The organism is Rhizobium sp. 16-488-2b, from assembly GCF_017741815.1.
Taxonomy (GTDB): domain Bacteria; phylum Pseudomonadota; class Alphaproteobacteria; order Rhizobiales; family Rhizobiaceae; genus Rhizobium.
In genome coordinates, this window is record NZ_JAGHMF010000040.1 from 1 (window position 1) to 24,202 (window position 24,202).

A 24,202-nucleotide genomic window follows, 5' to 3' on the forward strand; every position below is an offset into this window, starting at 1 on the left:
ATATCCTCGAAACCGGAAACGACAGCTTCCGCTTCAAAAACAGCTCGGCCCATGAGCCCAAAACGACAAAGGAGAAACGGAGGAACTTGACTACCACGATCGACACGAACGATACCTAAAGGCGGGTCACTTCTCGGCGCAAATCCCGGGTCAGCTCTCAGTGCAAATCAACACACAATGTCATTCTGAGCGTCGTGACTGCAACGGAGCCGTTCGTTCCTGACGACGAGAAGATATTCCTTGAAAGCTTCAGCCCACTGTTCAGCCGGCTGGTGATCACGTTCGGATATATGGAGACGCCCAACATCCCGCGCGCGCTTGTGCTTGTTCGCAAGCTTGGTCTGAAGTTCGACATCATGTCGACATCGTTCTTCCTGTTGCGCCGGACGATCCTCCCATCCAAGAAAGGCGGCATGCCTTTCTGGCAGGATCGCCTGTTCATCGTACTCGCCCAGAACGCAGGCAACGCTACCGACTATTTCGGCCTTCCAACAGGACGCGTGGTCGAGCTCGGCTTGCAAACCGTTATCTGATTTTTGGGGTCGATCGTCACGGAACCTCAAAGACAATCGCTACGTTTCAACTGCGCAGGAAATTGTCGCTGACGAAACGCGACGCGTTATCAAGCGAGGGGTCAGAACTCGCATTGGCCCGAAAAGTCTCGTTCGAAGCACAGCGGGGGCATCGCCCTCGGGGATGATCTTCCTGCTTCGCACACCTCGTGGGCGATCAATTCAGTTCAGGATGTTGGCCCACGAGCTTGTCACGCTTCTGCTGAAGAAGTTGCATCTGCTCGGCCAACTCCGCCATCGCTTCATCGATCTTTTCGACGCTTTCTTCAATGTATAGATAATGCTCCGCAAGAAGCGCCCTTGCCTCTTTGCGGCTAGAAGCGTTCGGCGTATCTCCATAGAGAGGCCGATTGGCTGTCTCCTTCAGAAAAAAAGTCGTCAGAAGACCCGCGGCTGCGGCAATCATGAGGTAGTACGCCGGCATATAGATGTTGTCGGTCGCTTCGACCAACCATGCCGCCACAGTGGGTGTGAGGCCGGCGACGATAATCGAGATATTGAAGGATATGGCGAGCGCGCTGTAGCGAATTCGCGCAGGAAACAAAGCGGGCAGAGTTGCGGCCATGATGCCGACAAGGCAATTCAGACCGATCGCAAGGATCAAGAGACCAAAAAAGATGCCGATCGTGTTGCCGCTCGCTATCAGATGAAATGCCGGCAACGAAAGGGCGAGGATGATCAAGCTTCCAACCGCGAGGAACGGCCGGCGGCCGATGCGGTCACTCAAAAACCCGACCAGCGGCTGCACGAACAACATACCAACCATGACCGCGATGATGATCAGAGCGCCGTGGTCCTCCGTATAGCCGAGGGTTTTCGCCAGATAGGTCGGCATATAGGTCAAGAGCATGTAATAGGTGACGTTCGTGACAAGCACCATGCCGATGCATATTGCCAGGGACCTTGGATGCCTCTGGATGATCTCCGCTATCGGGATCATGGGCCGTTCGGACAACGCCTGCTTATCTTCCTTCTCGGTCCGCTTCAGGCGTTCGGTGAAGGCCGGCGTTTCCTCGGCGGCATGCCGCAGATAAAGGCCGATGAGACCCAACGGGGCAGCGAGAAAGAAAGGCAGGCGCCAACCCCAGGCCAGGAAATTGGCCTCGCTCATCGCCGCGGTCAGTACGACGACCAGTCCGGCGCCGAGAACGAATCCGGCGATCGAGCCAAAATCGAGCCAGCTTCCAAGAAAACCGCGCCTGCGATCAGGCGAATATTCCGCGACAAATATGGCGGCGCCGGTGTATTCACCGCCAACCGAAAACCCTTGGACGAGTTTGCACATGAGCAGCAGGATGGGGGCCCACAGGCCAATCATCGCATAGCTCGGTATCAGGCCAATACAGAACGTGCTGACCGCCATAATGACGATCGTCAACGATAGAACCTTTTGCCGACCGAACTTGTCACCCATAGAGCCGAAAAACACGCCGCCCAACGGCCGCACGAGAAACGGTACGGAGAAGGTTGCGAGTGCGGCAACGGTCTGCACTGCCGGTGAAGCTTCAGGAAAAAATACCTTGCCAACGGTGGCTGCGACGAACCCATAGACGCCAAAATCGAACCATTCCATCGCATTGCCGAGGGCGGCCGCGGTGATCGCCTTCTTCAGCTTGGAATCCTCGATGACGGTGACGTCGTTCAGTGTCAGCGTGTTGGTTTGCGTATCGCTCACGATGCCCCCATGTGCAAATTCACCTCAACCAGGAGGCGCGGGTAAATGCCTGAAACGGCTGAACGTTCCAAGCCGTTATCTAGGGCTTATTTTTGCCGCTCCAAGCTGGCCGCCAGCCTGGTGAGCGAGCCAATCGGCGGGATCCCGATCGCGGTGGATACCCCGCTTAGAGGCTGTCAGCCCTGAAGGCGCAGCGTATAACGCGTGTGCCGGCGCTCTCCAGTGCGCGTAAAAGCGCCGATCGCTACGAGTTGCTGAAGGTCGCGTGTAGCTGTTGCGCGCGATACGCCCGTGATCGAAATGTAATTCTCCGCGCTGAGACCGCCTTTGAAACCCGCAATACCCTCCCGGAAAATGCGGGCAACAACCTTCTCTTGTCTCCCACTGAGTTGGCCTCGAAATCGATCGTAGAACTTTGCTTTGCGAATGAAGAACGCTGTTCGATCGATCGTCGCTTGTTGAGCTTCAAGGATCGTCTGGGAGAAATACGTCACCCAACCGTCGATATCGAGCGACCGCTGGTGACGCTCGAGTTCCAGATAGTAGGCTTTCCGATTTTCTCGATTGTGAACGCAAGCGAAATGAGACTTGGTTGTCCCACGTTTTGAGCGAGTGACTTCTCAGCGAGAGCGCGCCCAATCCTGCCGTTGCCATCCTCAAAAGGATGTATGCTCTCGAAGTAGAGATGTCCGATGGCTGCGCGCGTCAATGCCGGCAGTTGTAGCTGCCCATTTGGCCGCGATTGGTTGAACCACGCGATGAAATGCTCCATTTCCTGGGCAACCCGGCAAGATGCAGGCGCCTCGAAGTGGATCGTCGGTTTGTCCAGTCGGCCCGACACGATCTGCATAGCATCTTCATGCCGGCGATAGGCACCGATCACGTCTAGATCACGATTACCTGCCATCAGCATCGTGTGCCAGTTGAACAGCTCCCCGTGGCACAGCGCTCCGCTCCAGTTTCGATAGACATCTGCCATCATCTCCGCAATCCCACGCTCCTGAGGACGCACGGAGCGGCCGTCGGTACTCAGTCCGAACTGCCGACGAAGCGAGGACTGGACGCTTACCCGATCAAGGTATTCACCTTCAATTTCGGAGGTCTTGATTGCTTCGTCGCTCAACAGCTCTATGCGCAGCTGACTGCTGTCATCAGCATTAAGGTGTCGAACGGCTCCTATTAGCTCGCCGGAAGCCTGCAGAAATCTCTTCGGCGTCTCGCAGCCGAGTGCGACCGATTCCATCAATGCGCTCGAGAAAAAGGGCCATGTCGAAAAGCGGGCGGGACTTGCAGACGGCCGATCCGTCGATGTTCATTTGAGCGTGAAAGGCGCGGCTCTACTGAGCCAGGAGACCGCTGGAGATCTGATCAGCAGCGCAATCGGTGCTCTCGGCGATGCCGCGCAGGAAGAATTGCTGGTGACGCTGATCACGGTCATCCGGCAACTGCAGGAGAAGAACGCCATTCCCGTGCAGCGCATGTGCGTCACCTGTCGCTACTTCGACCCATTTGCCCATTCTCAAAGCGATAAGCCACACCACTGTCATTTCGTGCATGCGCCATTCGGCCAGCGGGAACTCCGCGTCGATTGCCGCGAGCACGAACTAGCCGATCCCACGTCCCGGGCTGCCACCTGGGACGCATTTGAAGCGGGATAACCGAACGCCCTCCAGGCAAAAAAGAGAAAGGAACCACCCACATGCTGAGAGTATTTTTGACCGGCACGCTCGTCGCCGCCGGAACGGCGCTGCTATGCCAGTCGACGGCGAGCGCCCACGAAATCAAGGCGAAAGCGAACCAGGCCGTCAACGCCTCGCTCGATATCATCGAAACGAAGATCACAACCAAGGGCGACAAGGTGGTCTTTTCCACCCGCGTTCGCGGCGAGGCCGGCAAGGACAAGCCGGATGCGACCGGCAAGTTCGAAGGTTCGAGCGTTTATGCCTATGTCTGGCCAACCAGCCTCGATAGCAGCGACGTCGGCTTTGAGAAGAAGCAGGGCATCGTCGCCCTCGCCGTCACCTTCCACCCGGATTTCGATGATGGCGCAAATGGCGCCAAGAACCGTCATGTCTGGCATTCGCATTGGGTCGTCCTTGCCAAGGACAAGGCCTGCGGCGCCGGCCTGAAGGTGGTGGATATCCCGAAGGGCACCAAGCCCAAGGTGCCGGCGACCTGGCCGGGCGTTCCGCTTCTGATCGACAGCCCGGCTTATCCGACGACCTTCACAGGCGACGAGGTCGATGTCGAGATACCGCTCTCGCTGATCAACGGCATCAAGGGCGCGGCCTTTGACGGTGTGACCGCGGGCCTGAAGGTCAACGGCAACCTGCATGCGCCGCTTCTGTGTGTCAGCGATGTCCTCAAGGTCGCGTCCGGTGACCTCAGCCTGCCGGGCAAGGTCGAACCGGCCAAGTAATGACGTGACAAACGCGCCGGTTCGCCGACTGCCATCGACGAACCGGCATATTCTCCCCTCCAGGCTAATAGAGAGAAAGAACATGGGCAGATTTACCCCCGATGCCCCGAACAAAGCAACAGCAACCGAAGGCAGGACGACACCCAACACGCATATCGTGCCGGAGCTTGCCGTCAGCGAATGGTTCAACACGGAAGTTCCGCTGACGCTGGCGGGCCTACGCGACCGCCCCATCTTTCTGCATAGCTTCCAGCTGCTTTGCCCCGGTTGCGTGTCCGAAGCCCTGCCGCAGGTCAAGCGCATCGAAAAGCTGTTTGCTCACACCGAGTTGCAGGTGATCGGCCTCCATACCGTTTTCGAGCATCATGCCGCCATGTCGCCGGTCACGCTGCGGGCCTTCCTCCACGAATACGGCATCACATCGCCGGTCGGCGTCGATCTGGCCGATGGCACCTCGGACATTCCGGTCACGATGCGCCGCTTCGGCATGCGTGGTACTCCTTCCTCGGTCTTGATCGGCCGGGGCGGCACGCTTCTCCATCATGCCTTCGGCGTCGAGGAGGACATGATTGTGGGCGCACGGATCGCCATGGCGCTCGCGACCCCCATTCCAGCTCATGAAGATCGGTCCGAAGCCGGCTGCGCCGATGGCCGATGCGATATTCCCGCCACCTCCAGAGAAACAGACAGCAGACCATGACAAGAACCGTTCTAGCGCTCCGGCATGTGCACTTCGAAGATCTCGGCCTCTTCGCCGATACTTTGATGGAAGCCGGCTATGACATCCAATACAGCGACGTCGGCGATCTCGATTTCTGCGCCGGCGATCCACGCGCGCCCGATCTTCTCGTCATCCTCGGCGGGCCGATCGGGGTGTATGACGATCACTATCCGTTTTTGCAGGTCGAGCGCGCCTTCATCCGCGCAAGGCTCGAAGGCGGCCTGCCGACGCTCGGGATTTGCCTCGGCGCCCAGCTGATTGCGGCGACCCTCGGCGAGAAAGTGTTCCCGACAGGCTTGAAGGAAATTGGCTTTTCCAAGCTCATGCTGACCGATGAGGGAATGGCGAGCCCGTTGAGGCACCTGGAGGACGTCCACGTTCTCCACTGGCATGGCGACACCTATGGACTGCCGCTGGGTGCTGCCAACCTGGCATCCTCGGCTCTGGTAGAGCAGCAGGCCTTTTCGATTGGCGAGAACCTGCTCGGCCTGCAGTTTCATCCCGAAGCCGAAACCGATCAAAGCTTTGAGCGCTGGCTGGTCGGCCATGCCGCCGAACTCGGTTCGGCCGGCATCGATATAGCCGCGTTGCGGCGCGATGCTGCACTATATGGCCCGCCTCTGGCTGCCGCTGCCCGCGCGCTGCTTCGAGAGTGGCTCGCCGGCCTCAAGAGGGACCTGGCAACATGACGCGGGCAAACGAGATGACCAACCTGCCGATCCTCAGTCTGCGGGTCGGCGCGCTTGCACCGCTCGGTCCGAAAGGCGGTTTAAGCGGCATCGACAAATCGGAGGTTTCAGCACCGCTGCAACTGTCGGAGGCCGGCTTCGTCGGCGACATGCAGGGCGACACCGTAAGGCATGGCGGCCCGGAAAAGGCCGTCCACCACTACCCTTTCGACCACTATGCCTACTGGATCGGGGAACTCGGCGAACAGCCGATCCTCGCGAACCCAGGCGCATTCGGCGAAAACATCGCAACGTCGGGCTTGACTGAAGACGAAGCCGCCATCGGTGACGTCTTCCGGCTAGGCAGTGCCGTGATCGAGATCAGCCAGGGCCGGCAGCCCTGCTGGAAACTGAACGAACGCTTCGCGCAAAAGGCAATGGCCCGCAAGGTCCAGGAAACCGGGCGCACCGGCTGGTATTACCGCGTACTCGAGCCCGGAACCGTAGCCCCTGGCGACCATCTCTCGCTCTTGGAGCGCCGTTCTCCGGAATGGACGCTCGCCCGTATCTGGAGCACATTTTACGTCAATACTCTCGACCGATCCGAACTTGCTGCCATCGCGGCCCTGAGTCGTCTGGCCTCCGGCTGGCGTGCTCACGCTGCTAAGCGACTGGAAAGTGGAAAGGTGGAAGATTGGACGAGACGTTTGGAAGGTATCCAGGGGTAAGGGACACAAAGTCCCACGTCTGAGATAGCCCGATCATTACCCTGCGGCCCATATTCTTCGTAGAGACCGCCCCAACTCGTGGAAGCTCGATTCGCCGCTTGAGCTATAAGTGGCGATGCCGCAGTCGTTGAATTCTCGCACCATTTTCTGATGTATCATTTCCAAAATTCCAGGGGTCGTCGCGTTGGTTCTCGACCAGACGGACTTGTGGGCTGGTTTGAAAATCTGCCAGCGCCACAGTCTTTTGTAGTTGATGCCGCGATCCTCCACCCAGATAGATCCCCGCAGCGCATCAAAATGCGCTTCTACGAACCGGGCTGGCAAGGGGCAATCTTGACTTCGCGTACGCTAGGCTTTGCCTCGCAACTTCCACCGGATCGATGTCGCGTGAGCCGAAGCCTGTCTCCACCGTGAAGTAGCCCTGGTAATCCGCGGACACCAGCGCGCCAATAAGGTCATCCCAATCCATGTCGCCCTTGCCGATCGCCTTGCGGTCCGTATCCGCAGCATGCAGGTGAACCAGATCGGCCCCCATATCGGTCACATAAGACGACAGCGGCCGGCCCTCATAGGCGATATGGCAGGTATCGAACATGAGGCCGACATTGGCGCATTCCGCCTCCACCATCATCCGCCGTGCATCGGCGGCCGTGTCGATGAGATTGGTATCCGCCGTCGTCGGCTCGATGGCGATGGTGATGCCGCGTTCGGCGGCATGGGTGGCCACCTTGCGCAGGCAATCCAGGCTATGCGCCCAGGCTTGTTCGCGCGACATCTCCCCGGCGCGCCAGCCGCCGATAAAGAGCACCATGCCGGCGCCGAGATCGTGCGCGAGATCGACGATATCGGTGTAATGGCCGATCGTGGCCAAGCGTTCAGCATGCAGGATCGAGCAAGGATTGCAGCCGAAGCCGCCGCCGATGGCGGGCAGCAGGCTGCTGATCGCGATACCCTCGCTATCGGCCAGTGAGCGGATCTCCGCCCGGCGGGTCTTGGAAAGGTGCGCCGGCCAGGCGTGGGGTGCGCAGCAGCCGATCTCCACCGCATCGTAGCCGATGCCCGCAAGGGTGCGGATCGTATCGGGCAGCGAGTAGGTGGGAAGAAAGGTTGGAAAGCTGCTGAACGGGAAGGTGTTGAATGCGAATTTCATCATAAGATCCTTGCAAGCTTGCCTCAGGCCGCCAGCGGCGGCGCCATCGCGCCGGTCATGATCGCGACCGCGTCCGACATTGAATAATCCGACGGCTTGATGATCGCCGCGCGGCGCCCCAGGCGATGGATATGGATGCGATCGGCCACTTCGAACACATGCGGCATGTTGTGGCTGATCAGGACGATCGGCACGCCGCGCGCCCGGACCTTCAGGATCAGATCGAGCACCTTGCGCGACTCCTTTACGCCGAGCGCCGCCGTCGGTTCGTCCATGATGATCACCTTGCTGCCGAAGGCGGCTGCCCGGGCAACGGCCACGCCCTGGCGCTGGCCGCCCGACAACGTTTCCACCGCCTGCTGGATATTCTGGATGGTGAGCAGACCGAGGTCCGAGAGTTTTTCGCGGGCGATCCGATCCATGGCCGGGCGGTCCAGCTGGTGCAGCAGCCGGCCGAGGATGTTGTTGCTGTAGATCTCGCGGCCGAGAAAGAGATTGTCGCTGATGGATAGCGCCGGAGAAAGCGCCAGCGTCTGGTAGACAGTCTCGATCCCGGCCTTTCTCGCCTCGATCGGCGAACCGAAGGTGATCGGCGCGCCATCGAGAAGGATCTCGCCGGCATCTGGCCGCACCGCGCCCGACAGGGCCTTGATCAGGCTCGACTTGCCGGCGCCGTTATCGCCGATGACCCCGAGGATCTCTCCGGGCATCAGATCGAAATCGGCATGATCGATGGCCACGACGCGACCGTATTTCTTGACGAGGCCCTTTGCCTGCAGAACGGGTTTTGACATCTCGGTCATGCAGATACCTTTCTGATCCACTGGTCGATCGCGACCGCAATGAGAATGAGCCAGCCGATGGCAAAGAGCTGCCAAAGCACATCGACGCCGGCGATGCGCAGCCCGGACTGGAAGACGCCGACGATCAGCGCGCCGATCAACGGCCCGAGGATGGAACCTCTTCCACCGAAGAGCGAGATGCGTCCGATGACGACGGCCGTGATGGACTGGAGATTGCCTTCGAAGAAGCTGGTGGGAGAGACGGCGCCAACGCGGCCGATCGCGGACCACCCGGCGAGCGCGCATATCAAGCCGGCCACCGCATAGACCGAGATCAGGACACGGTCGGTCCGAATGCCCGCGAGTTCCGCGGCTTCCCGGTCGTCGCCGACAGCATAGATATGACGGCCCCAGGCGGTTCGCGTCAGCGCATACCAGAGCACGAGGAAGACGATAACGAAGAGAATGGAGCCGTAGCTGACCTCGGTGCCGAAGACGGAGAAGTTTTCGCCGAAGAATTTCAGCGTCGGTGCTGCCGCATCGATCTCGCTGCCACGGATCGATTGCGCGCCCGAGAAATAAAGGTTCAGCGCGTAGAAGACGTTCCAGGTACCGAGCGTCGCAATGAAGGGCGGCAGCTTTATAACGTAGGTGGTAGCGTTCGAAAACGTCCGCCTGGAAACACGACGCAATCCGCTGGGGAACATCCGCACATGAGAACGATTGACTTGATTTATCGAACGATGTTCGCGGAATTGGCCCAGCGCTCGCTCGACGGACAATTCCAGACAGATTTTCCCCTTGAGGGTCGTTTCGTCACGGTGCCAGTAAAAGGGAAGGACTACTGGTACTTTGATCTTCCTACGCCCGACGGCGATAAAAGGCGCTACGTTGGCCCACACAGCGATGTCATATCTACTGTAGATAGCGGATTTCAGTAAGGTTTCGACCGAAAAGAAGGTTTTCCCATACTTCTCGTTTTAGGAGCGTCTCGAAACGACGTTGGTCTCCTTCTCCAAATTACAAAGTGATCCTCATAGCCAGCCGAAGGAATCTCGATACGGAGCGCGTCGCTGTCAAAGGATTGCCCGCCTCCTTTAGAGGCTTTGTGAGGTGCCGATCCGGATATCGTACGGGACCATGCCAGTCGTTTTGGCCTGGAGAGGCTTTCGGTAAGGGCTGGGATCAACCCTACCATTCAAGCCGAACTGACGGCTGCATTAAGGTTAAATGAACGGGGCGAAAACTGCCCCGTTGTCGTGTATGAGCCCTCAACAGCGCTGAGGGTGACCTACCGTCCTTGTGCTATCAGTCTATCGCGACAGGCAGCTCCTGTATTCCGGCAATCCGTTGGCACAGGGGTTCACGCAAGTTGAGACACAGAAGCTGCGCAATACGCTGGAAAAGTCGTCCAGGGAGAGCGGGCAGCCAACAGTGGCGCCGGCTGAATCCAGTCGGTTCTGATAGCGGAGATTGAGTCTCGCACGTAGAAGGCTCACGGGGAGCTTCGCCAAGCCGCCGATAAGGGACCGTGGGAGCAACAGGACAACGCCGAGTTGGCGCTCGACCGGCGAACGTGGCGCATATGTTGAGTTAGGTCCGGGTGTTGTGCGGGTGTGGTAGTCGCTGAGACCTCAGCGCCCCATCCAACTACAATCATCGAGCTACCAGCGGGTTGAGCCCTTACCGTGGGACCCTCTGCAAATGTTGGCATGGCTAAGTGAAACCCATACTTAGTCAAACGGGCCGGATAGTCCTGAAGGCGCCATGACTAACCCAATCATCGTTTTCCCATTCGATTTACTAGCCCATGGACAATTCCAAGGCTCATCATCTGGGCATGTTTCAACCTCGGCGAGGTCATGATACTAAAGAACAACCATTGCCGAACGATCCGCCAAATGAGCACTATTTTCCATTGAGCGCTAATCCAGGATTGTTTGGATAGCCAGATCGCGTTGCGTATATGATAATAGTGCCGAAGTGGGCTGTGAACGGGAATATGGCGCCTTCCGAACTTCACCGATTGATCACCCAGCGCGTGTTCCATGGTGGCTGCGCATACGCCATAGGATAAGTAGCCACTGTTCTGCGCCCTGAGTCCCCATTCGATGTCGACGTAGTCGATGAACATTTCATCTCTCATCAAACCCACAGCATCGATAGTGGACATCGGTATTAGACATCCAGATGCGATGACGAAATCCACCGCAACCACGTTATCCTTGTCGATACATTCTACACGGGTAAGCCTAAGACCTTCTAGCTTTACGAAAGGTGCGACATCTTCCGTTCTGCTATCAGTATAGCGTGGACCGACGCAGGCTACGTTTTGGCCGTCAACTTGTTTAGAAATGAGCGCCGCCAGAAGTGTGGCGACCATGTCTGGGCTAGGAATGCTGTCCTGATCCAGGAGAAGAACATATTTTGATCCCCTGGTACGGGCGCTTTCAATCCCTATGTTTTGGGCATGCGCAATTCCAAAATTTTGCCCCAGTAAGACGACCTCAAAAGTATCTGTGTTTTTGATACCAGCGGCGACATCGGTGTGTGAGCCGTTATCGACAATAAGTAGGCTGCTCAACTGAGGACCAACCGCCGCGATGAGGCGCCTAAGCATCTCCATATCGGGGTTAAAGGTAACAATCACCCCGGTAATTGTCTCGGTGTTTGGCAAACGCTGCATTTGTGTTCCGGATCGAGTGGTCTTTTTCGGCTGGGTATCATACTGACCGCCTACATGAAAGAATTTGCTGGCAGAAACCCAAAATGTAGCGGTGACCATTCTTCACAGATCTTCAAACGAGGAATCGACCGTGAGGGTGATCTGAGCCAACGACCTATGATGCCCCCTAGTGAGAACCCTCCAGTCCATCAAGCGTGAACGCAGTTGAATGTGATAAGGTCAGCTTCGACGGGCCTAGCTGTGAGCTTTCATCAGGTTGTCCATTCGGAGCGGATTTAGGAGACTGGAGTTACCACACCTCAGACCTCCAGGATCGCTCCGAATGAACATCCACAAGAATGCCCGACTGACGCCACGGCGTCGAGAAGAAATGGCCTGCGCTGTTCTTGGCGGCAAGCTGTCGAAAGCGCAGGCTGCGCGTGTCAATGGCGTTTCACCGAAGATTGTTGCTCGCTGGGCGGAACGGTTCGGAGCATCGGGCCGAGCGGCAATGATGGATCGCTCGTCGCGGCCGACCAGTAGCCCGCGACAAACGCACGGTGGTGTTGTCGAACAGATCCTCCATCTTCGCAGACAACGCCTGACCGGCAAGCACATTGCCATGGAAACCGGCGTATCTCCCGCCACAGTCAGTCGCGTTCTCAGGCGAGCCGGTCTATCCCGGATGAAGGATATCGATCCGGCCGAACCTGTCGTGCGCTACGAATATGCCGAGCCGGGTGGCATGATCCATCTCGACATCAAGCGCCTTGGCTGTTTCGAGCGTGTCGGGCACCGGATCACAGGCAACCGGACAGGGCAGAGCAATTCGCGCGGTGTCGGCTGGGAATATGTCCATGTCTGCATCGATGATGCCTCCCGCATTGCTTTCACAGACATCTTCCCGGATGAAAAGGCTGTCAGCGCTATCGCCTTTCTCAAGGCTGCGATCGCCTATTATGAAAGCCTTGGCATCACGGTCACCCGCGTGATGACCGACAACGGGTCTTGCTATGTCGCCAAGCAGTTTTCCAAGGCCTGCAAGATGCTCGGCCTCAAGCACATTCGAACCAGACCGTACACACCAAGAACCAACGGCAAGGCCGAGCGCTTCATTCAGACTGCCTTGCGAGAGTGGGCGTATGCACGGGCATATCCATCGTCAGAGAGCCGAAAATCGCATCTGCCCAACTGGACCCACATGTACAATTGGCATCGCCCTCACGGCGCACTAAAATCAAAAACACCAATCAGTCGCCTCGGCCTGACCCGAGACAACCTGTTGAGGTTCCACACCTAGCTGCCCTGTTCTGTGTCACACCCAATAGGCAACATTCTTACATGTACTCAGTTCCCACAATCGCGACAGAAGAAATCGACAAGTCTCCTGTACTCGACGGCATCTTACCCACTGGTTTAGATACAATCGCATATCTTGTACAACTCGCGGTGATCCTGTGTATCCGACCCGTGAAAGTTGACTCGTTGGGGATTATGGTGTTGGAACCCCTCGCTCTGCAATATATAAGTCTGCTTAGCGTTTATCCCGCATAAATGAAAGAGGGAAGGAGGAAGAGATGTCAATCGCGCGACTTAATGCCGATCCATCTATCGAGCAGTCTTCCCGCGTTGAAGAGAGAGAGGCTGCCGTTGCGGTATTGCTTTGCACGTACAACGGAGAACCGTTTCTCGAAGAGCAGTTAGAGTCGATCCTCAGTCAGGACCATCGTAACCTCCATCTTTGGGTTTCCGACGACGGTTCGTCCGATGGAACGATGTCGATCCTGAGACGGTACCAAAGTAGGCTGGGTGCCGATAGGTTTGTGATAATCGAAGGGCCGCGGAACGGTTTTGCGGCAAACTTCCTAACTCTTTTGTGCGCGCCGGAGATTGACGCCGACTACTACATGTTTGCGGACCAGGATGATATTTGGGAAGGTACAAAAATATCTTGCGCGCTGAAAGCGATGGCATGTGAACCATCAAATGCGCCACTCGTGTATAGCTCTCGTACCACTCTCGTCGATATCAACAATGTCGAAATCGGGCTGTCACCTCTATTTTTTCGCCCAGCCTCGTTTCGCAATGCAATCATCCAGTCGATTGGCGGAGGAAACACTATGGTGGTCAATCGAGCCGCTCGCGACCTCGCTCGCAGAGCAAACGTGCAAACCATCATAAGTCACGACTGGTGGCTTTATATGCTGGTGACGGGTGCTGGAGGTAAAATGATTTACGATTCCGTCCCGAGAGTGCGCTATCGCCAACATGGAAGCAATTTAATTGGGATGAATGTTGGTTGGAAAATGAAGCTGCAGCGGTTGCGAAGGCTTGCTTCGGGCCAGTTCAGAGAATGGAATAACGTTAACATGCGTGCCCTTCAAGCCAATAGCCATTTGCTGACACCGGAAAACAGGTCCGTGTTGAACGCGTTTTTAGATGCGAGAGATGGTGGACTGCTAAGGCGGGTGGTAGGCCTGAGGCGATCCGGTGCGTACAGGCAGACATTTGGGGACGAGGTTGTGGTACTCCTCGCTACCATTCTAAACAAGATCTAATCTGCTCACAGCATTGTGGTCGAGAGGGAATACATCTTGTGGTTAGCGCCCGAGCTCCAGCCAAGTGCTATAGCTAAATAGCAGCGGGTGATGTAATGGGGAGCCGTCTCTGGGCCGTTCGTCTATGCGGCTCGGAAACGAAAGCGAAGTGGATGCGCTCTAAGTTATCGTCTGAGACGGGATCGTTGCTCTAGAGTGATAGCATTTTACAACGCGGCACGTGGTGCATCGTCTTCGTAGGGCGCACAAGCACTGATGAGAAGGTTTGGATGAATCCCCATAACGCGCATCGCGCTTCCCCCACCGTTCTGATCGGAAGCGTTTGGAAGAATCGACATCTTATCGCAAAAATGATCAGGCACGACGTTGTCGGCCGGTATCGTGGATCTGTGCTGGGTCTCGGCTGGTCGTTTGTGACACCCTTACTTATGCTAGCAGTGTATACCTTCGTTTTCTCCTTTGTCTTCAAGGCTCGTTGGGGGAGCGCAGACACTAGCAGTAAGAGCGACTTCTCCATCATTCTCTTTGTCGGCTTAATCATCCATGGGGTGTTCGTGGAGGTTCTCAGTCGTGCGCCCAACCTAATCGTTGCCAATGCAAACTACGTCAAAAAGGTCATATTCCCACTCGAAATACTCCCAATAACTGCACTCGGAGCGGCCGTATTTCACGGAGCAGTGAGTATTGCTGTTCTCATTTGCGCTTTTTTCTTTCTCACCGGCTTTCTTCATTGGACAATCATTTTTGCGCCGATAATCATCTTGCCTTTTCTACTGATGACGCTGGGCGCGGCGTGGTTCCTTGCCTCCCTAGGGGTCTTTGTTCGCGACATCGGGCAAGTCATCGGCCTGCTGCTTACCGTCCTACTGTTTCTGTCGCCTGTTTTCTATCCAATGTCAGCTTTGCCAGAGCGACTGCAGTTGCTGATGATGGCAAATCCGTTGACGTTTGTGATTGAGCAATGTCGAGCTGTGATTGTTTTCGGACAGCAGCCAAATTGGATGGAGTTGGTTGCCTATAGCTCCATTAGCGTTTTCGTTGCGGCCACCGGGTTTTGGTGGTTTCAGAAAACACGGAAGGGCTTCGCGGATGTCCTCTAGAAAAATTGCAACCGAACGGAACCTCGAGCAGTTGATCGACGCTCAGCAAGCAATTTTTGATGACAACGTGGCAATTCGTGTCAGTCACGTCAGCAAGGTGTATCAGATCTATGCATCGCCAAAAGACCGTCTGAAGCAGGCAATCCTGGCTCGGATCTCCCGTGTTTTTGGTAGAACACCTAAGCGGTATTTTCGCGAGTTCGCTGCCGTTCAGGCAGCCAACTTCGAGATCCGCAAAGGCGAAATCGTCGGTATTATCGGAAAAAACGGGTCCGGAAAGTCAACATTATTGCAGATCATTTGTGGGACACTTTATCCAACAAGTGGTTGCGTAGAAATCAATGGTCGCGTCGCCGCATTGCTCGAGCTCGGATCCGGTTTCAATCCCGAGTTCACCGGGCGTGAAAACGTCTACATGAACGCATCTATTCTTGGGTTGACCGAGGCGGAAATTGACCTGAAATACGACGATATCGTCGCCTTTGCAGATATCGGCGAATTTATTGATCGGCCCGTGAAGACCTATTCAAGTGGCATGCTCGTCCGGCTCGCTTTCGGGGTTATTGCGCACGTGGACGCAGATATTCTAGTTGTCGACGAGGCGCTTAGTGTCGGGGATGCGTTTTTCGTCCAAAAGTGCATGCGCTTTCTTCGTAGCTTTATGAAGACTGGGACTATTCTGTTTGTTAGCCACGATACTGGCGCGGTGCTCAACCTCTGCAACACTGCAATCTGGCTTCAGGGTGGAGAGGTGATGGCACAGGGTGACGCGAAGCAAGTCACCGATTGCTATCTAAAAACCCTTTATGAATCACTGCAGGGCGGGAGCGGCGAAATTTCGCCCTCGCCCACACAGCCTAGCCGCGTTGTTGCGACGCGTGATATGCGGCTCGACTTTCTTAACCAGACAAACCTCCGCAACGACATCGAACTTTTTGAGTTTTCCGAGCAGGGTACCAGTTTCGGAAAATTGGGCGCCCGCATATCAAACGCCTACATTAGTGATAGGAATCATCAGCCACTTTCATGGGTCGTGGGCGGCGAAGCGGCAGAGCTGCATGTGGAATGCTCTGTTTTTGAATCACTGAGAAACCCAATTGTTGGATTTCAGGTACGTGACCGTTTGGGCCAGGTGATCTTCGGCGACAACACCTATGTAGCTTTACTCGGACAAACATTGCACGCCAGTGCGGGCAATACAATAATAGTGTCGTTCAGTTTTGTAATGCCGGTGCTTCCCGTCGGAGATTACACGGTTTCGCTCGCTATAGCTGACGGCACCCAAGACGAGCATGTCCAACAACACTGGCTAAACGACGCAATAAGCTTCAAATCGCATTCTAGCAGCGTTAGTAGTGGCTTGATGGGCATCCCGATGCAAGAAATTCATATGGTAGTAAGATGACGATGAATGAGCTTACACAGACCGCTCTGAGTTTCACTGGTGAGCGCTATGTGCCTGAGATTGAAGGTAATATTTTTCTTGAACATATGCACCGTTACCTTCTCGCCGGGGGACATGTCGCCGGGAAAGATATACTCGATATAGCTAGCGGCGAAGGATTCGGTAGCTTTTTCTTGGCGAGAACGGCGGCGTCCGTCGTCGGTGTCGATATTTCGGCGGAGGCGGTTGCACATGCCCAATCGAAGTATGTTCGGGAGAACCTACATTTCAAGATTGGAAGCGCAGCAAGTATACCGTTAGAAAATCATAGTGTAGATGTGGTTGTCAGTTTTGAAACCATAGAACACCATGATCAACATGAAGAAATGATGAAAGAGATAAAGCGGGTGTTACGGCCCGGTGGTCGTCTCATAATTTCCAGTCCTGAAAAGCACGAATATTCGGACGTTCCCGGCTTCCAAAATCCCTTCCACGTCAAGGAACTCTATCGTGATGAGTTTCTGGATCTAGTTGGTCGCCATTTTTCTAGTTTTGCCATATACGGGCAGAGGGTAATTTTCGGCTCTGGTATATTTCTTGAGGGCCAGTCGTCCGGCGTAGTAACCTACGATTCTAAGACCTTCGAGGCATCTCCCGGGGTGCGCCGCCCCATCTACTTGATTGCGATTGCATCAGACGGCAATCTGGGCGCGCTCTCCGATAGTAGTTTTTTTGAGCAACAGGTACTAGAAAGCGAGATCGTTAATATCGAAATTACCGCTCGGGAAGGCATGATTGCGTTACATGAGCGCACCATCAAGGCTCTTCGTGAAGAAGCCGCCGCTCGCGAACAGATGTTCCTGTCCTCGATGTCTTGGAAGATCACGAAGCCGTTGCGCCTTGCTCGTAGGCTCACATCGGACAAGCGCGAAGCGGCGAGAATGGCTTTGAGCTTGCTGCCTTCGCCTGCAGCAAACGTCTTGCGAAAGCTCTATCATCATATCGTCGGTCTCCCCGCGACGTTGGTCAATTCGGGTAACAATATCGCAGCGCTGAATGCATTGGTCGAGGAACGCAACGCAATGAATGCATTTGCGCTTCCTCCGATGATGGCTTGCTTGCAGTCCGACGATCTGCCTGAAGTGGATATAAGCGTAGTTACGTACAACTCAGAGAAGTGGATTTCTGGATTTGTATCGAGCCTTGGGTCGCTTAGTTACCCGAAAAGCAAGATGCATGTCTTCTTTGTCGATAACGAATCGCAAGATAATACCTTGGAGATGCTGGCGCATGCTGTCGATGCCCTTGAGAAAATGGGCATTTCGGCGCGGGTTTTGCGACGCCCAAATAAAGGCTTTGGGGCGGGCCACAACGCCGGGATATCTTCAGGTAGCAGCCCATTCTGTCTTGTCACAAACGTCGATCTAGTCTTCGAGCCGGATTCGCTCACAAAGGCGACATCTCACGCAGTGTCAGATCACTCGATGGCTGCCGCGTGGGAATTCCGTCAGAAGCCCTATGAGCATCCCAAACACTATGATCCAGTCTCAGGTACAACCAATTGGAATTCGCACGCGTGTGTATTGATACGTCGTTCGGCTTTCGAGGACGTCGGCGGCTATTGCGATGACCTGTTCATGTATGGCGAGGACGTAGAACTTTCTTACCGGCTGCGTTCACAGGGATACAAACTGCGTTTCAGCCCACATGCAGTGGTTTATCATTATACATATGAGGCCGCTGGGCAAGTGAAGCCGCTGCAGGTGACGGGTAGCACGTTCGCCAATCTGTACATGAGACTGGCGTTCGGTACTTTACGCGATATGATTGCGGTTCCAGCGATGGGGTTGCGGCTGCTGGTGTCGGCTGAGCAATTTCCTGGCGCCCGTCGCAAGCATTTTCAGAATGCTATCAAACTGATTCAGTTTGCTCCCAAGCTAATCACCAGGAATGTGACGCGCAAAACGGCTGCTCTTTTCCCTTTCCGAGGTTGGGACTATGAGCTTGTTCGGAAAGGCGCTTTTTATGCACTGGATCCGCTTCCTGATTACTGTCCGAAGGTTACCGTAATCACGCGTAGTTACAAAGGACGCGAGAAGCTGCTTCTCCAAGCTATGAAGTCGGTGTCAAATCAGACATATCGCAACATCGAACACATTATCACCGAAGACCGAGGCGAGCATCTAAAGGACTTTATTGAAGAGTACGCTGCGGCTACGGGAGGCGACATTGTCTATGCTTCTGGGAATAAGATCGGTCGATCGGATGCCGGCAACCTTGCTCTAGAAAAAGCAACAGGCCGTTGGTGTGTGTTTTTGGACGATGACGACCTGTTCTATTGTGACCATATTGAAGTACTGGTCGGGAGCATTTTAAAAAATAATTCGCACGCCGCATATTCACTCGCCTTCGAGGTACCGACGCGAAAACTGGCCGAAGATTGGAGTTCCTTTGCAGTGTTCGCTCCGATTATTCACGATCACATGGCGAAAGACTTCGATTACGAGGCGCTAAAGAGCAACAATCTTTTTCCCATTCAAGCTGTTCTGTTTGAACGGACTTTGTTTGAAGAGCGCGGCGGGTTTGATGAGGACTTGGAAGCGCTGGAGGATTGGGCGCTTTGGCAGAAGTACAGCTATCGTACTCGTTTTGTTCTGGCTGCGAAGACTACGTCACTTTACCGTACGCCGGAACATCTGGATGACTATGACGAGCGTCGTAAAAAGCTCGTCAGCGCATATGAGGGGTTGGTTGAGCGTATGGACAGTTGGCGCGCGCGGTGGGACAGAAGGTGAAGGATTGTTTCCCCGCTATCTAAAGGTGGGTGGCAGTGTCGTGTAAGAGGGCAGCGCGCCAATGATGTTCGCACGCTACCTTCTTTCTCAGTATTAGCGATGAATTTGGGAGTCTTGTGACATGGAGTTTGTGCCAACCTCGTTGTCAGGTGTCTTACTGCTTACTTCGAGGCGTTTCGAGGATGACCGTGGCTATTTCTGCGAAACCTATTCCTCGCGAAGCTTCGCAGCAGTTGGTCTGCACAACAATTTTGTACAGGATAATCACTCACTAAGCCGGAAAGCCGGCACCGTAAGAGGGTTGCATTTTCAGTCTTCACCACACGCACAAGCTAAATTGGTTCGCTGCGTGCGTGGTCGATTACTGGATGTCGCTGTCGATATTCGCAAAGGATCTCCGACCTTTAGTCAATGGACGAGCCATGAACTTAGCGCTGACAATGGCCAACAATTGTTCATCCCCGCGGGATTTCTCCACGGGTTTGTGACTTTGGAGCCCGATACCGAGATCGTGTATAAATGCGATGATCATTATGCGCCAGAGTGCGAAGGCAGCGTCCGGTTCGACGATCCTGATCTCGCAATTGACTGGGGAATCGATGCTAAAGACGCCGTTCTCTCGCCAAAGGATGGGCAAGCGCCTTTGCTGAAGCAAATCGATTCGCCATTTACTTACCAAGGCTGACACACATGAAAATAATGATAACAGGTGGCGCTGGCTTTATTGGCTCAGCAGTTGTACGTCTAGCTGTGTCGCGCGGCCATTCGATCATAAACGTAGACTCACTGACTTACGCCGCATGTCTGGATAATGTTGCCGCTATCGCTGATAGCGAACTGTATGTATTCGAACGCGCCGATGTCCGCAACTTCGATGCTATCTCAGGAATTCTTCAAGCGCATCGTCCCGACGCGATAATGCATCTGGCGGCCGAATCTCATGTAGACCGATCCATTGATGGACCCGGCGCGTTTATAGAAACAAACGTCAATGGCACCTACACTATGTTGGAAGCGGCACGCGCTTACTGGCATGAAATAGGTAAGCCCGCAGACTTTCGATTCCACCATATTTCTACCGATGAGGTGTATGGTACTTTGGGGGCGACCGGCCAGTTCACCGAAGAAACGCCCTATGCGCCGAACAGCCCTTACGCGGCTTCAAAGGCAGCAAGTGACCATCTGGTGAGGGCTTGGTCAGAAACCTACGGTTTGCCCGTATTGCTGACCAATTGTTCGAACAACTACGGTCCATTTCATTTTCCAGAGAAACTCATACCGGTTGTGATTATTCGAGCACTAGCCGGCGAAAAAATTCCGGTCTATGGCACCGGGGAGAATGTGCGTGATTGGCTTTATGTGGAAGATCACGCTGATGCTTTGCTAACGGTCCTCTCTAGCGGAAAGGTGGGTCGGAGCTACAATGTCGGCGGCCAGAATGAGGCTCGAAATATAGATCTAGTGCGCATCATTTGTGCCATTCTTGATGAGCTGAAACCGGCCGATTTCCCGTACGCTCAACAGATCACCTTTGTTGCAGATCGCCCAGGACATGATCTGCGTTACGCAATCGACTCTAGCCGTATTCAGGTCGAGCTTGGATGGCGGCCTTCCGTAACTCTGGAGCAAGGGCTCCGGAAAACAGTCCAGTGGTATTTGGACAATGAGAATTGGTGGCGACGCCTTCAGAGCCGAGAAGGCGTTGGCACGAGGCTTGGGCTTAAGGCATGAAGATTCTGGTATTTGGTCGGAGTGGGCAAGTTGCAACTGAGCTTCGGCGCTTCGAAGGTGTGACTTGCGTTGACCGCTCGCAAGCCGACTTGCGTGACGCGGCAAGTTGCACCGATATAATAAACAGAACCGATGCGGATGTGGTCATTAATGCTGCGGCATATACTGCGGTTGATCACGCGGAGAAAGAAGAAGCCGAGGCGAATATTGTCAATGGCGTCACACCGGCCGCAATGGCGCAGAGCGCTGCAGCGCGGGGTTTACCGTTTGTTCATATTTCAACCGACTATGTTTTCGACGGTTCGGGTATAAAGCCGTGGCGCGAGGATGATCCAACCGGTCCCCTTGGTGCCTACGGTCGTACCAAACTCGTTGGCGAAAACCGTATCCAGCACGCAGGAGGAAACTATGCAATCCTGCGTACGTCATGGGTATTTTCCGCACATGGAAAGAACTTCGTTAAGACAATGCTTCGGCTGGCTTCGGAACGCAAAAGCATAGCAGTTGTGAACGACCAAATTGGAGGGCCAACGCCCGCGCGTGATATCGCCCGTGCGTGTATGATCCTAGCACGCGCTTTGAGGGAAAAGGACGGACGGTCTGGCATTTATCACTACGCGGGAGTCCCGGACATAAGCTGGGCGAGTTTCGCTCGTGCAGTATTCGACGAAGCCAAGATTGATGTCGAGGTTATGGACATCCCATCTTCGTCGTTTCCAACGCTCGCACATCGCCCCGCAAATTCGCGCTTAGATTGCGCACGGATTTACAATGCATTCGCAATTCCAAGACCAGACTGGCGGGCAGGTCTGAAAGATGTTCTCATTGACTTGAAGGTTTTATAGAATGATCCAGCGCAAGGGCATTATTTTAGCGGGTGGTTCGGGCACCCGCCTTTACCCGATCACTATAGGCGTCTCAAAGCAGTTGATGCCCATTTATGACAAGCCAATGGTTTATTATCCGATTAGCGTCCTTATGCTGGCGGGAATTCGCGAGATCTGTTTAATCACTACACCAGAGGATCAGGCTCAGTTTCGTCGAGCGCTAGGAGACGGTAGCCAGTGGGGCATCTCGCTTACTTACGTCATCCAAAATTCGCCAGATGGACTGGCGCAGGCATATCTGCTTGCGGAATCTTTCTTGGCTGGGGCGCCCTCGGCGATGGTTCTCGGCGATAATATATTTTTTGGACACGGATTACCCGAACTACTGGCAGAGGCAGGACAACAAACCAAAGGCGGCACTGTCTTTGGTTATCATGTCCAAGATCCAGAGCGTTATGGTGTCGTCGCTTTCGACAACGCTGGGCGCGTGGCATCGATCATTGAAAAGCCGGAAAAGCCACCCTCGAACTACGCTGTAACGGGGCTGTATTTCCTTGACGAAACTGCTCCGGAACGGGCCAAGTCTGTGAAGCCGTCGGCTCGAGGTGAACTCGAGATTGTCTCACTTCTTGAGAGTTACCTCGTCGAAGGGGACCTAACGGTTAAGCGTATGGGGCGTGGATACGCTTGGTTCGATACTGGTACGCACGGTTCGCTATTAGATGCGAGCAACTTTGTTCGTACTCTACAGGATCGACAGGGACTGCAGACGGGATGTCCAGAAGAGATAGCTTACTTGCAAGGTTGGGTCACTAGAGATCAAATAGAGCAGCAAGCAAGCGCGCTAAGAAAGAATAGTTATGGCACATATCTTTTGCGGCTGATTAGTGCCTAATTGACTTCGGAGGTAACACAACAGAACTTGCGACATCCTGAGACTACGATACGCGAGGCCGTAGCAGCTCCAGTATGGGGAGATCTATGGCTCCGATGAACAAACGAGGCGATACGAGAGCGGTAGAAGAAAGGGACTGTTGATTTGCACTGAGAGCTGACCCGGGGGATGCGGATAAAAACTTGGATCACCAGAAGGTAGTCCATGTATTCCCATGCCGACAGAATTCGCGCGGTCGAGCTGTTTTTGAAGCGGAAGCTATCGGTCCCGGTTTCGAGGATATGGCAATGATGGGCAAGTCGATCCAGCAACGCGGTGGTCATCTTGGCGTCACCGAAGACGCTGGCCCATTCGCTGAAGCTGAGGTTTGTTGTGATGATGACGCTGGTGCGCTCGTGGAGTTTGCTCAGCAGATGGAAGAGCACATCACTATCCGAGCTCATCAAGGATCACGAGATCGGAGTGAGCAAGCCGGTTGGCGACCTGGCCAGACCGTCCTTGCGCCTTCTCCTGTTCGAGCGCGTTGACCAGTTCCACTGTCGAGAAGAACCGCACTCGCTTATGATGATGCTCAATCGCCGGGACGCCGATGGCGGTGGCAATATGCGTCTTGCCCGTGCGGGGGCCGCCGACCAGGACGATATTGTTGGCGTCGTCGAGAAACTCGCAGCGATGAAGTTGGCGGGTGAGCGCGTCGTTGATCTCGCTGCTGGTAAAATCGAAGCCGATCAGATCACGATAGGCAGGAAAGCGGGCGGTCTTGAGCTGATAGGCAGTCGGTCGAACCTCTCGCTCCGCGGTTTCCGCCTTGAGAAGCTGCGACAGGATCGGAATGGCAGCTCGAACGCCGGCGATTCTTGCTCGGGCCGATCACCGACGGCCTGGGCCATGCCATGTATCTTCAGTTGACGCGGCATGATAACGATCGCGCCGCTTGCTGGGTTATGACGCATTGAACACCGTGTCGCTAGCTTTCTGCTGGTCCCACGTTCGCCGCCGCTTTTATGAACGCGCTGCAGCCGGTCCAGTATCCATTGCCAGCGAGGCACTCAAACGCATCGCCGAACTTTACAAGGTTGAAGACGAGTTACGTGGCCTCGCACACGAGGAGCGTAGCGCCACGCGCCAAAAGAAGAGCCGACCGATCACCGACAGCCTCGCTCCCTCGCTGCGCGAACAGCTCGGCCTCATCAGTCAGAAGACGAAGCTCGCCGAGGCAATTCGCTATACCTTGTCACGTTGGGAAGGCTTGACCCGCTTTATCGACGACGGCCGTATCGAGATCGACTCCAACATCTTTGAACGATCAATCAGGCCAATTGCCCTCAATCGCAAGGACGCACTGTTTGCCGGTTCTGATGCCGGGGCAGAACACTGGGCAACCATCGCGTCGCTTATCGAAACGTGCTTATGCCGCGCGCGGCATAAGCAGGTTTATACCGACCGGCGAACTATGCCGATTGCCTCTTCTGATAGGAACGGTCCATCGGGCGTTCCCGGCAGGTTCGGCGTTGTGCCGGTTGATGACACTC

At 55.1% G+C, this 24,202-nt stretch carries 19 protein-coding genes and 5 pseudogenes; 17 read left to right on the plus strand and 7 right to left on the minus strand.

All coding sequences use genetic code 11. The features are described 5' to 3' along the window. Positions 1–170: 170 nt before the first annotated feature. Positions 171–533, plus strand: a pseudogene (locus tag J5286_RS29680) (KUP/HAK/KT family potassium transporter); the annotation flags it as partial. A 196-nt stretch (positions 534–729) separates the two neighbouring features. Here J5286_RS29680 and proP read toward each other — a convergent pair. Together proP and J5286_RS29690 are read right to left on the minus strand one after the other, a co-directional pair. Next, positions 730–2,247, minus strand: a complete 1,518-nt coding sequence (proP, locus tag J5286_RS29685) for a glycine betaine/L-proline transporter ProP (protein ID WP_209192055.1) — start codon at positions 2,245–2,247, stop codon at positions 730–732. A gap of 176 nt (positions 2,248–2,423) precedes the next feature. Beyond that, positions 2,424–3,490: pseudogene (locus J5286_RS29690) on the minus strand (Fic family protein). Between the two features lie 73 nt (positions 3,491–3,563). Here J5286_RS29690 and J5286_RS29695 point away from each other — a divergent pair. The 5 genes from J5286_RS29695 to J5286_RS29715 all read left to right on the plus strand — a co-directional run bounded on the left by J5286_RS29695 (position 3,564) and on the right by J5286_RS29715 (position 6,783). Next, entirely contained in the window at positions 3,564–3,905 is a 342-nt protein-coding gene (locus tag J5286_RS29695; RefSeq protein ID WP_245206477.1) for a hypothetical protein, read from the plus strand. Between the two features lie 41 nt (positions 3,906–3,946). Then, a complete protein-coding gene (locus J5286_RS29700; protein WP_209192054.1) occupies positions 3,947–4,666 on the plus strand; it encodes a hypothetical protein in 720 nt (239 codons plus the stop codon). Between the two features lie 82 nt (positions 4,667–4,748). Beyond that, positions 4,749–5,366 carry a thioredoxin domain-containing protein gene (locus J5286_RS29705; RefSeq protein ID WP_449090081.1) on the plus strand — a complete coding sequence of 206 codons (618 nt, stop codon included), beginning with the start codon at positions 4,749–4,751 and terminating at the stop codon, positions 5,364–5,366. Next, positions 5,363–6,076 carry a glutamine amidotransferase gene (locus tag J5286_RS29710; protein ID WP_209192053.1) on the plus strand — a complete coding sequence of 238 codons (714 nt, stop codon included), beginning with the start codon at positions 5,363–5,365 and terminating at the stop codon, positions 6,074–6,076. Before J5286_RS29705 ends, J5286_RS29710 begins: the two co-directional genes overlap by 4 nt. A 14-nt stretch (positions 6,077–6,090) precedes the next feature. Next, complete coding sequence (locus J5286_RS29715; protein WP_209192052.1) at positions 6,091–6,783, plus strand: MOSC domain-containing protein; 693 nt, start codon at positions 6,091–6,093, stop codon at positions 6,781–6,783. A gap of 292 nt (positions 6,784–7,075) precedes the next feature. Here J5286_RS29715 and J5286_RS29720 read toward each other — a convergent pair whose 3' ends face one another. From J5286_RS29720 to J5286_RS29730, 3 genes are read right to left on the minus strand one after another with little or no spacing between them, the layout of a single operon-like run. Next, positions 7,076–7,933 carry a sugar phosphate isomerase/epimerase family protein gene (locus J5286_RS29720; protein WP_209192051.1) on the minus strand — a complete coding sequence of 286 codons (858 nt, stop codon included), beginning with the start codon at positions 7,931–7,933 and terminating at the stop codon, positions 7,076–7,078. A gap of 23 nt (positions 7,934–7,956) precedes the next feature. Then, positions 7,957–8,736, minus strand: coding sequence for an ATP-binding cassette domain-containing protein (locus J5286_RS29725; protein ID WP_209192050.1), 780 nt, complete (start codon positions 8,734–8,736; stop codon positions 7,957–7,959). Continuing rightward, positions 8,733–9,407, minus strand: coding sequence for an ABC transporter permease (locus J5286_RS29730; protein WP_245206475.1), 675 nt, complete (start codon positions 9,405–9,407; stop codon positions 8,733–8,735). Before J5286_RS29730 ends, J5286_RS29725 begins: the two co-directional genes overlap by 4 nt. A gap of 21 nt (positions 9,408–9,428) precedes the next feature. Between J5286_RS29730 and J5286_RS29735 the strand changes: the two are divergent. Next, positions 9,429–9,623, plus strand: a pseudogene (locus J5286_RS29735) (nucleotidyltransferase family protein); the annotation flags it as partial. Between the two features lie 872 nt (positions 9,624–10,495). Here J5286_RS29735 and J5286_RS29740 read toward each other — a convergent pair. Continuing rightward, the gene (locus J5286_RS29740; protein ID WP_245206473.1) at positions 10,496–11,500 is read right to left on the minus strand and encodes a glycosyltransferase family 2 protein; all 1,005 of its coding nucleotides are present in this window, start codon (positions 11,498–11,500) and stop codon (positions 10,496–10,498) included. Positions 11,501–11,723: 223 nt separating this feature from the next. On the opposite strand from J5286_RS29740, the gene J5286_RS29745 reads away from it, so the two are divergent. The 9 genes from J5286_RS29745 to rfbA all read left to right on the plus strand — a co-directional run bounded on the left by J5286_RS29745 (position 11,724) and on the right by rfbA (position 22,670). Continuing rightward, entirely contained in the window at positions 11,724–12,680 is a 957-nt protein-coding gene (locus tag J5286_RS29745) for an IS481 family transposase (protein ID WP_209192048.1), read from the plus strand. A gap of 277 nt (positions 12,681–12,957) precedes the next feature. Continuing rightward, positions 12,958–13,938 (plus strand): glycosyltransferase family 2 protein, encoded by a 981-nt coding sequence (locus J5286_RS29750; protein ID WP_209192047.1) that lies wholly within the window; start codon positions 12,958–12,960, stop codon positions 13,936–13,938. A gap of 269 nt (positions 13,939–14,207) precedes the next feature. Next, positions 14,208–15,038, plus strand: a complete 831-nt coding sequence (locus tag J5286_RS29755; protein WP_209192046.1) for an ABC transporter permease — start codon at positions 14,208–14,210, stop codon at positions 15,036–15,038. Further along, a complete protein-coding gene (locus tag J5286_RS29760) occupies positions 15,028–16,443 on the plus strand; it encodes an ABC transporter ATP-binding protein (RefSeq protein ID WP_209192045.1) in 1,416 nt (471 codons plus the stop codon). The genes J5286_RS29755 and J5286_RS29760 overlap by 11 nt, the downstream gene beginning before the upstream one ends. Beyond that, the gene (locus J5286_RS29765; protein ID WP_209192044.1) at positions 16,440–19,217 is read left to right on the plus strand and encodes a glycosyltransferase; all 2,778 of its coding nucleotides are present in this window, start codon (positions 16,440–16,442) and stop codon (positions 19,215–19,217) included. The genes J5286_RS29760 and J5286_RS29765 overlap by 4 nt, the downstream gene beginning before the upstream one ends. Positions 19,218–19,338: 121 nt before the next feature. After that, positions 19,339–19,902, plus strand: coding sequence for a dTDP-4-dehydrorhamnose 3,5-epimerase (gene rfbC, locus J5286_RS29770; protein ID WP_209192043.1), 564 nt, complete (start codon positions 19,339–19,341; stop codon positions 19,900–19,902). Positions 19,903–19,907: 5 nt separating this feature from the next. After that, positions 19,908–20,948, plus strand: a complete 1,041-nt coding sequence (rfbB, locus tag J5286_RS29775; protein ID WP_209192042.1) for a dTDP-glucose 4,6-dehydratase — start codon at positions 19,908–19,910, stop codon at positions 20,946–20,948. Beyond that, a complete protein-coding gene (gene rfbD / locus J5286_RS29780; RefSeq protein WP_209192041.1) occupies positions 20,945–21,793 on the plus strand; it encodes a dTDP-4-dehydrorhamnose reductase in 849 nt (282 codons plus the stop codon). Before rfbB ends, rfbD begins: the two co-directional genes overlap by 4 nt. 1 nt (position 21,794) lies before the next feature. Continuing rightward, positions 21,795–22,670, plus strand: a complete 876-nt coding sequence (gene rfbA / locus J5286_RS29785) for a glucose-1-phosphate thymidylyltransferase RfbA (protein WP_209192040.1) — start codon at positions 21,795–21,797, stop codon at positions 22,668–22,670. Between the two features lie 233 nt (positions 22,671–22,903). Here the strand turns inward: rfbA and istB are convergent. Further along, positions 22,904–23,623, minus strand: a pseudogene (istB, locus tag J5286_RS29790) (IS21-like element helper ATPase IstB); the annotation flags it as partial. On the opposite strand from istB, the pseudogene J5286_RS29795 reads away from it, so the two are divergent. Continuing rightward, positions 23,611–24,084 (plus strand): annotated as a pseudogene (locus J5286_RS29795) (IS66 family transposase); the annotation flags it as partial. The pseudogenes istB and J5286_RS29795 sit on opposite strands and share 13 nt — an antisense overlap. Between the last annotated feature and the right edge of the window lie 118 nt (positions 24,085–24,202).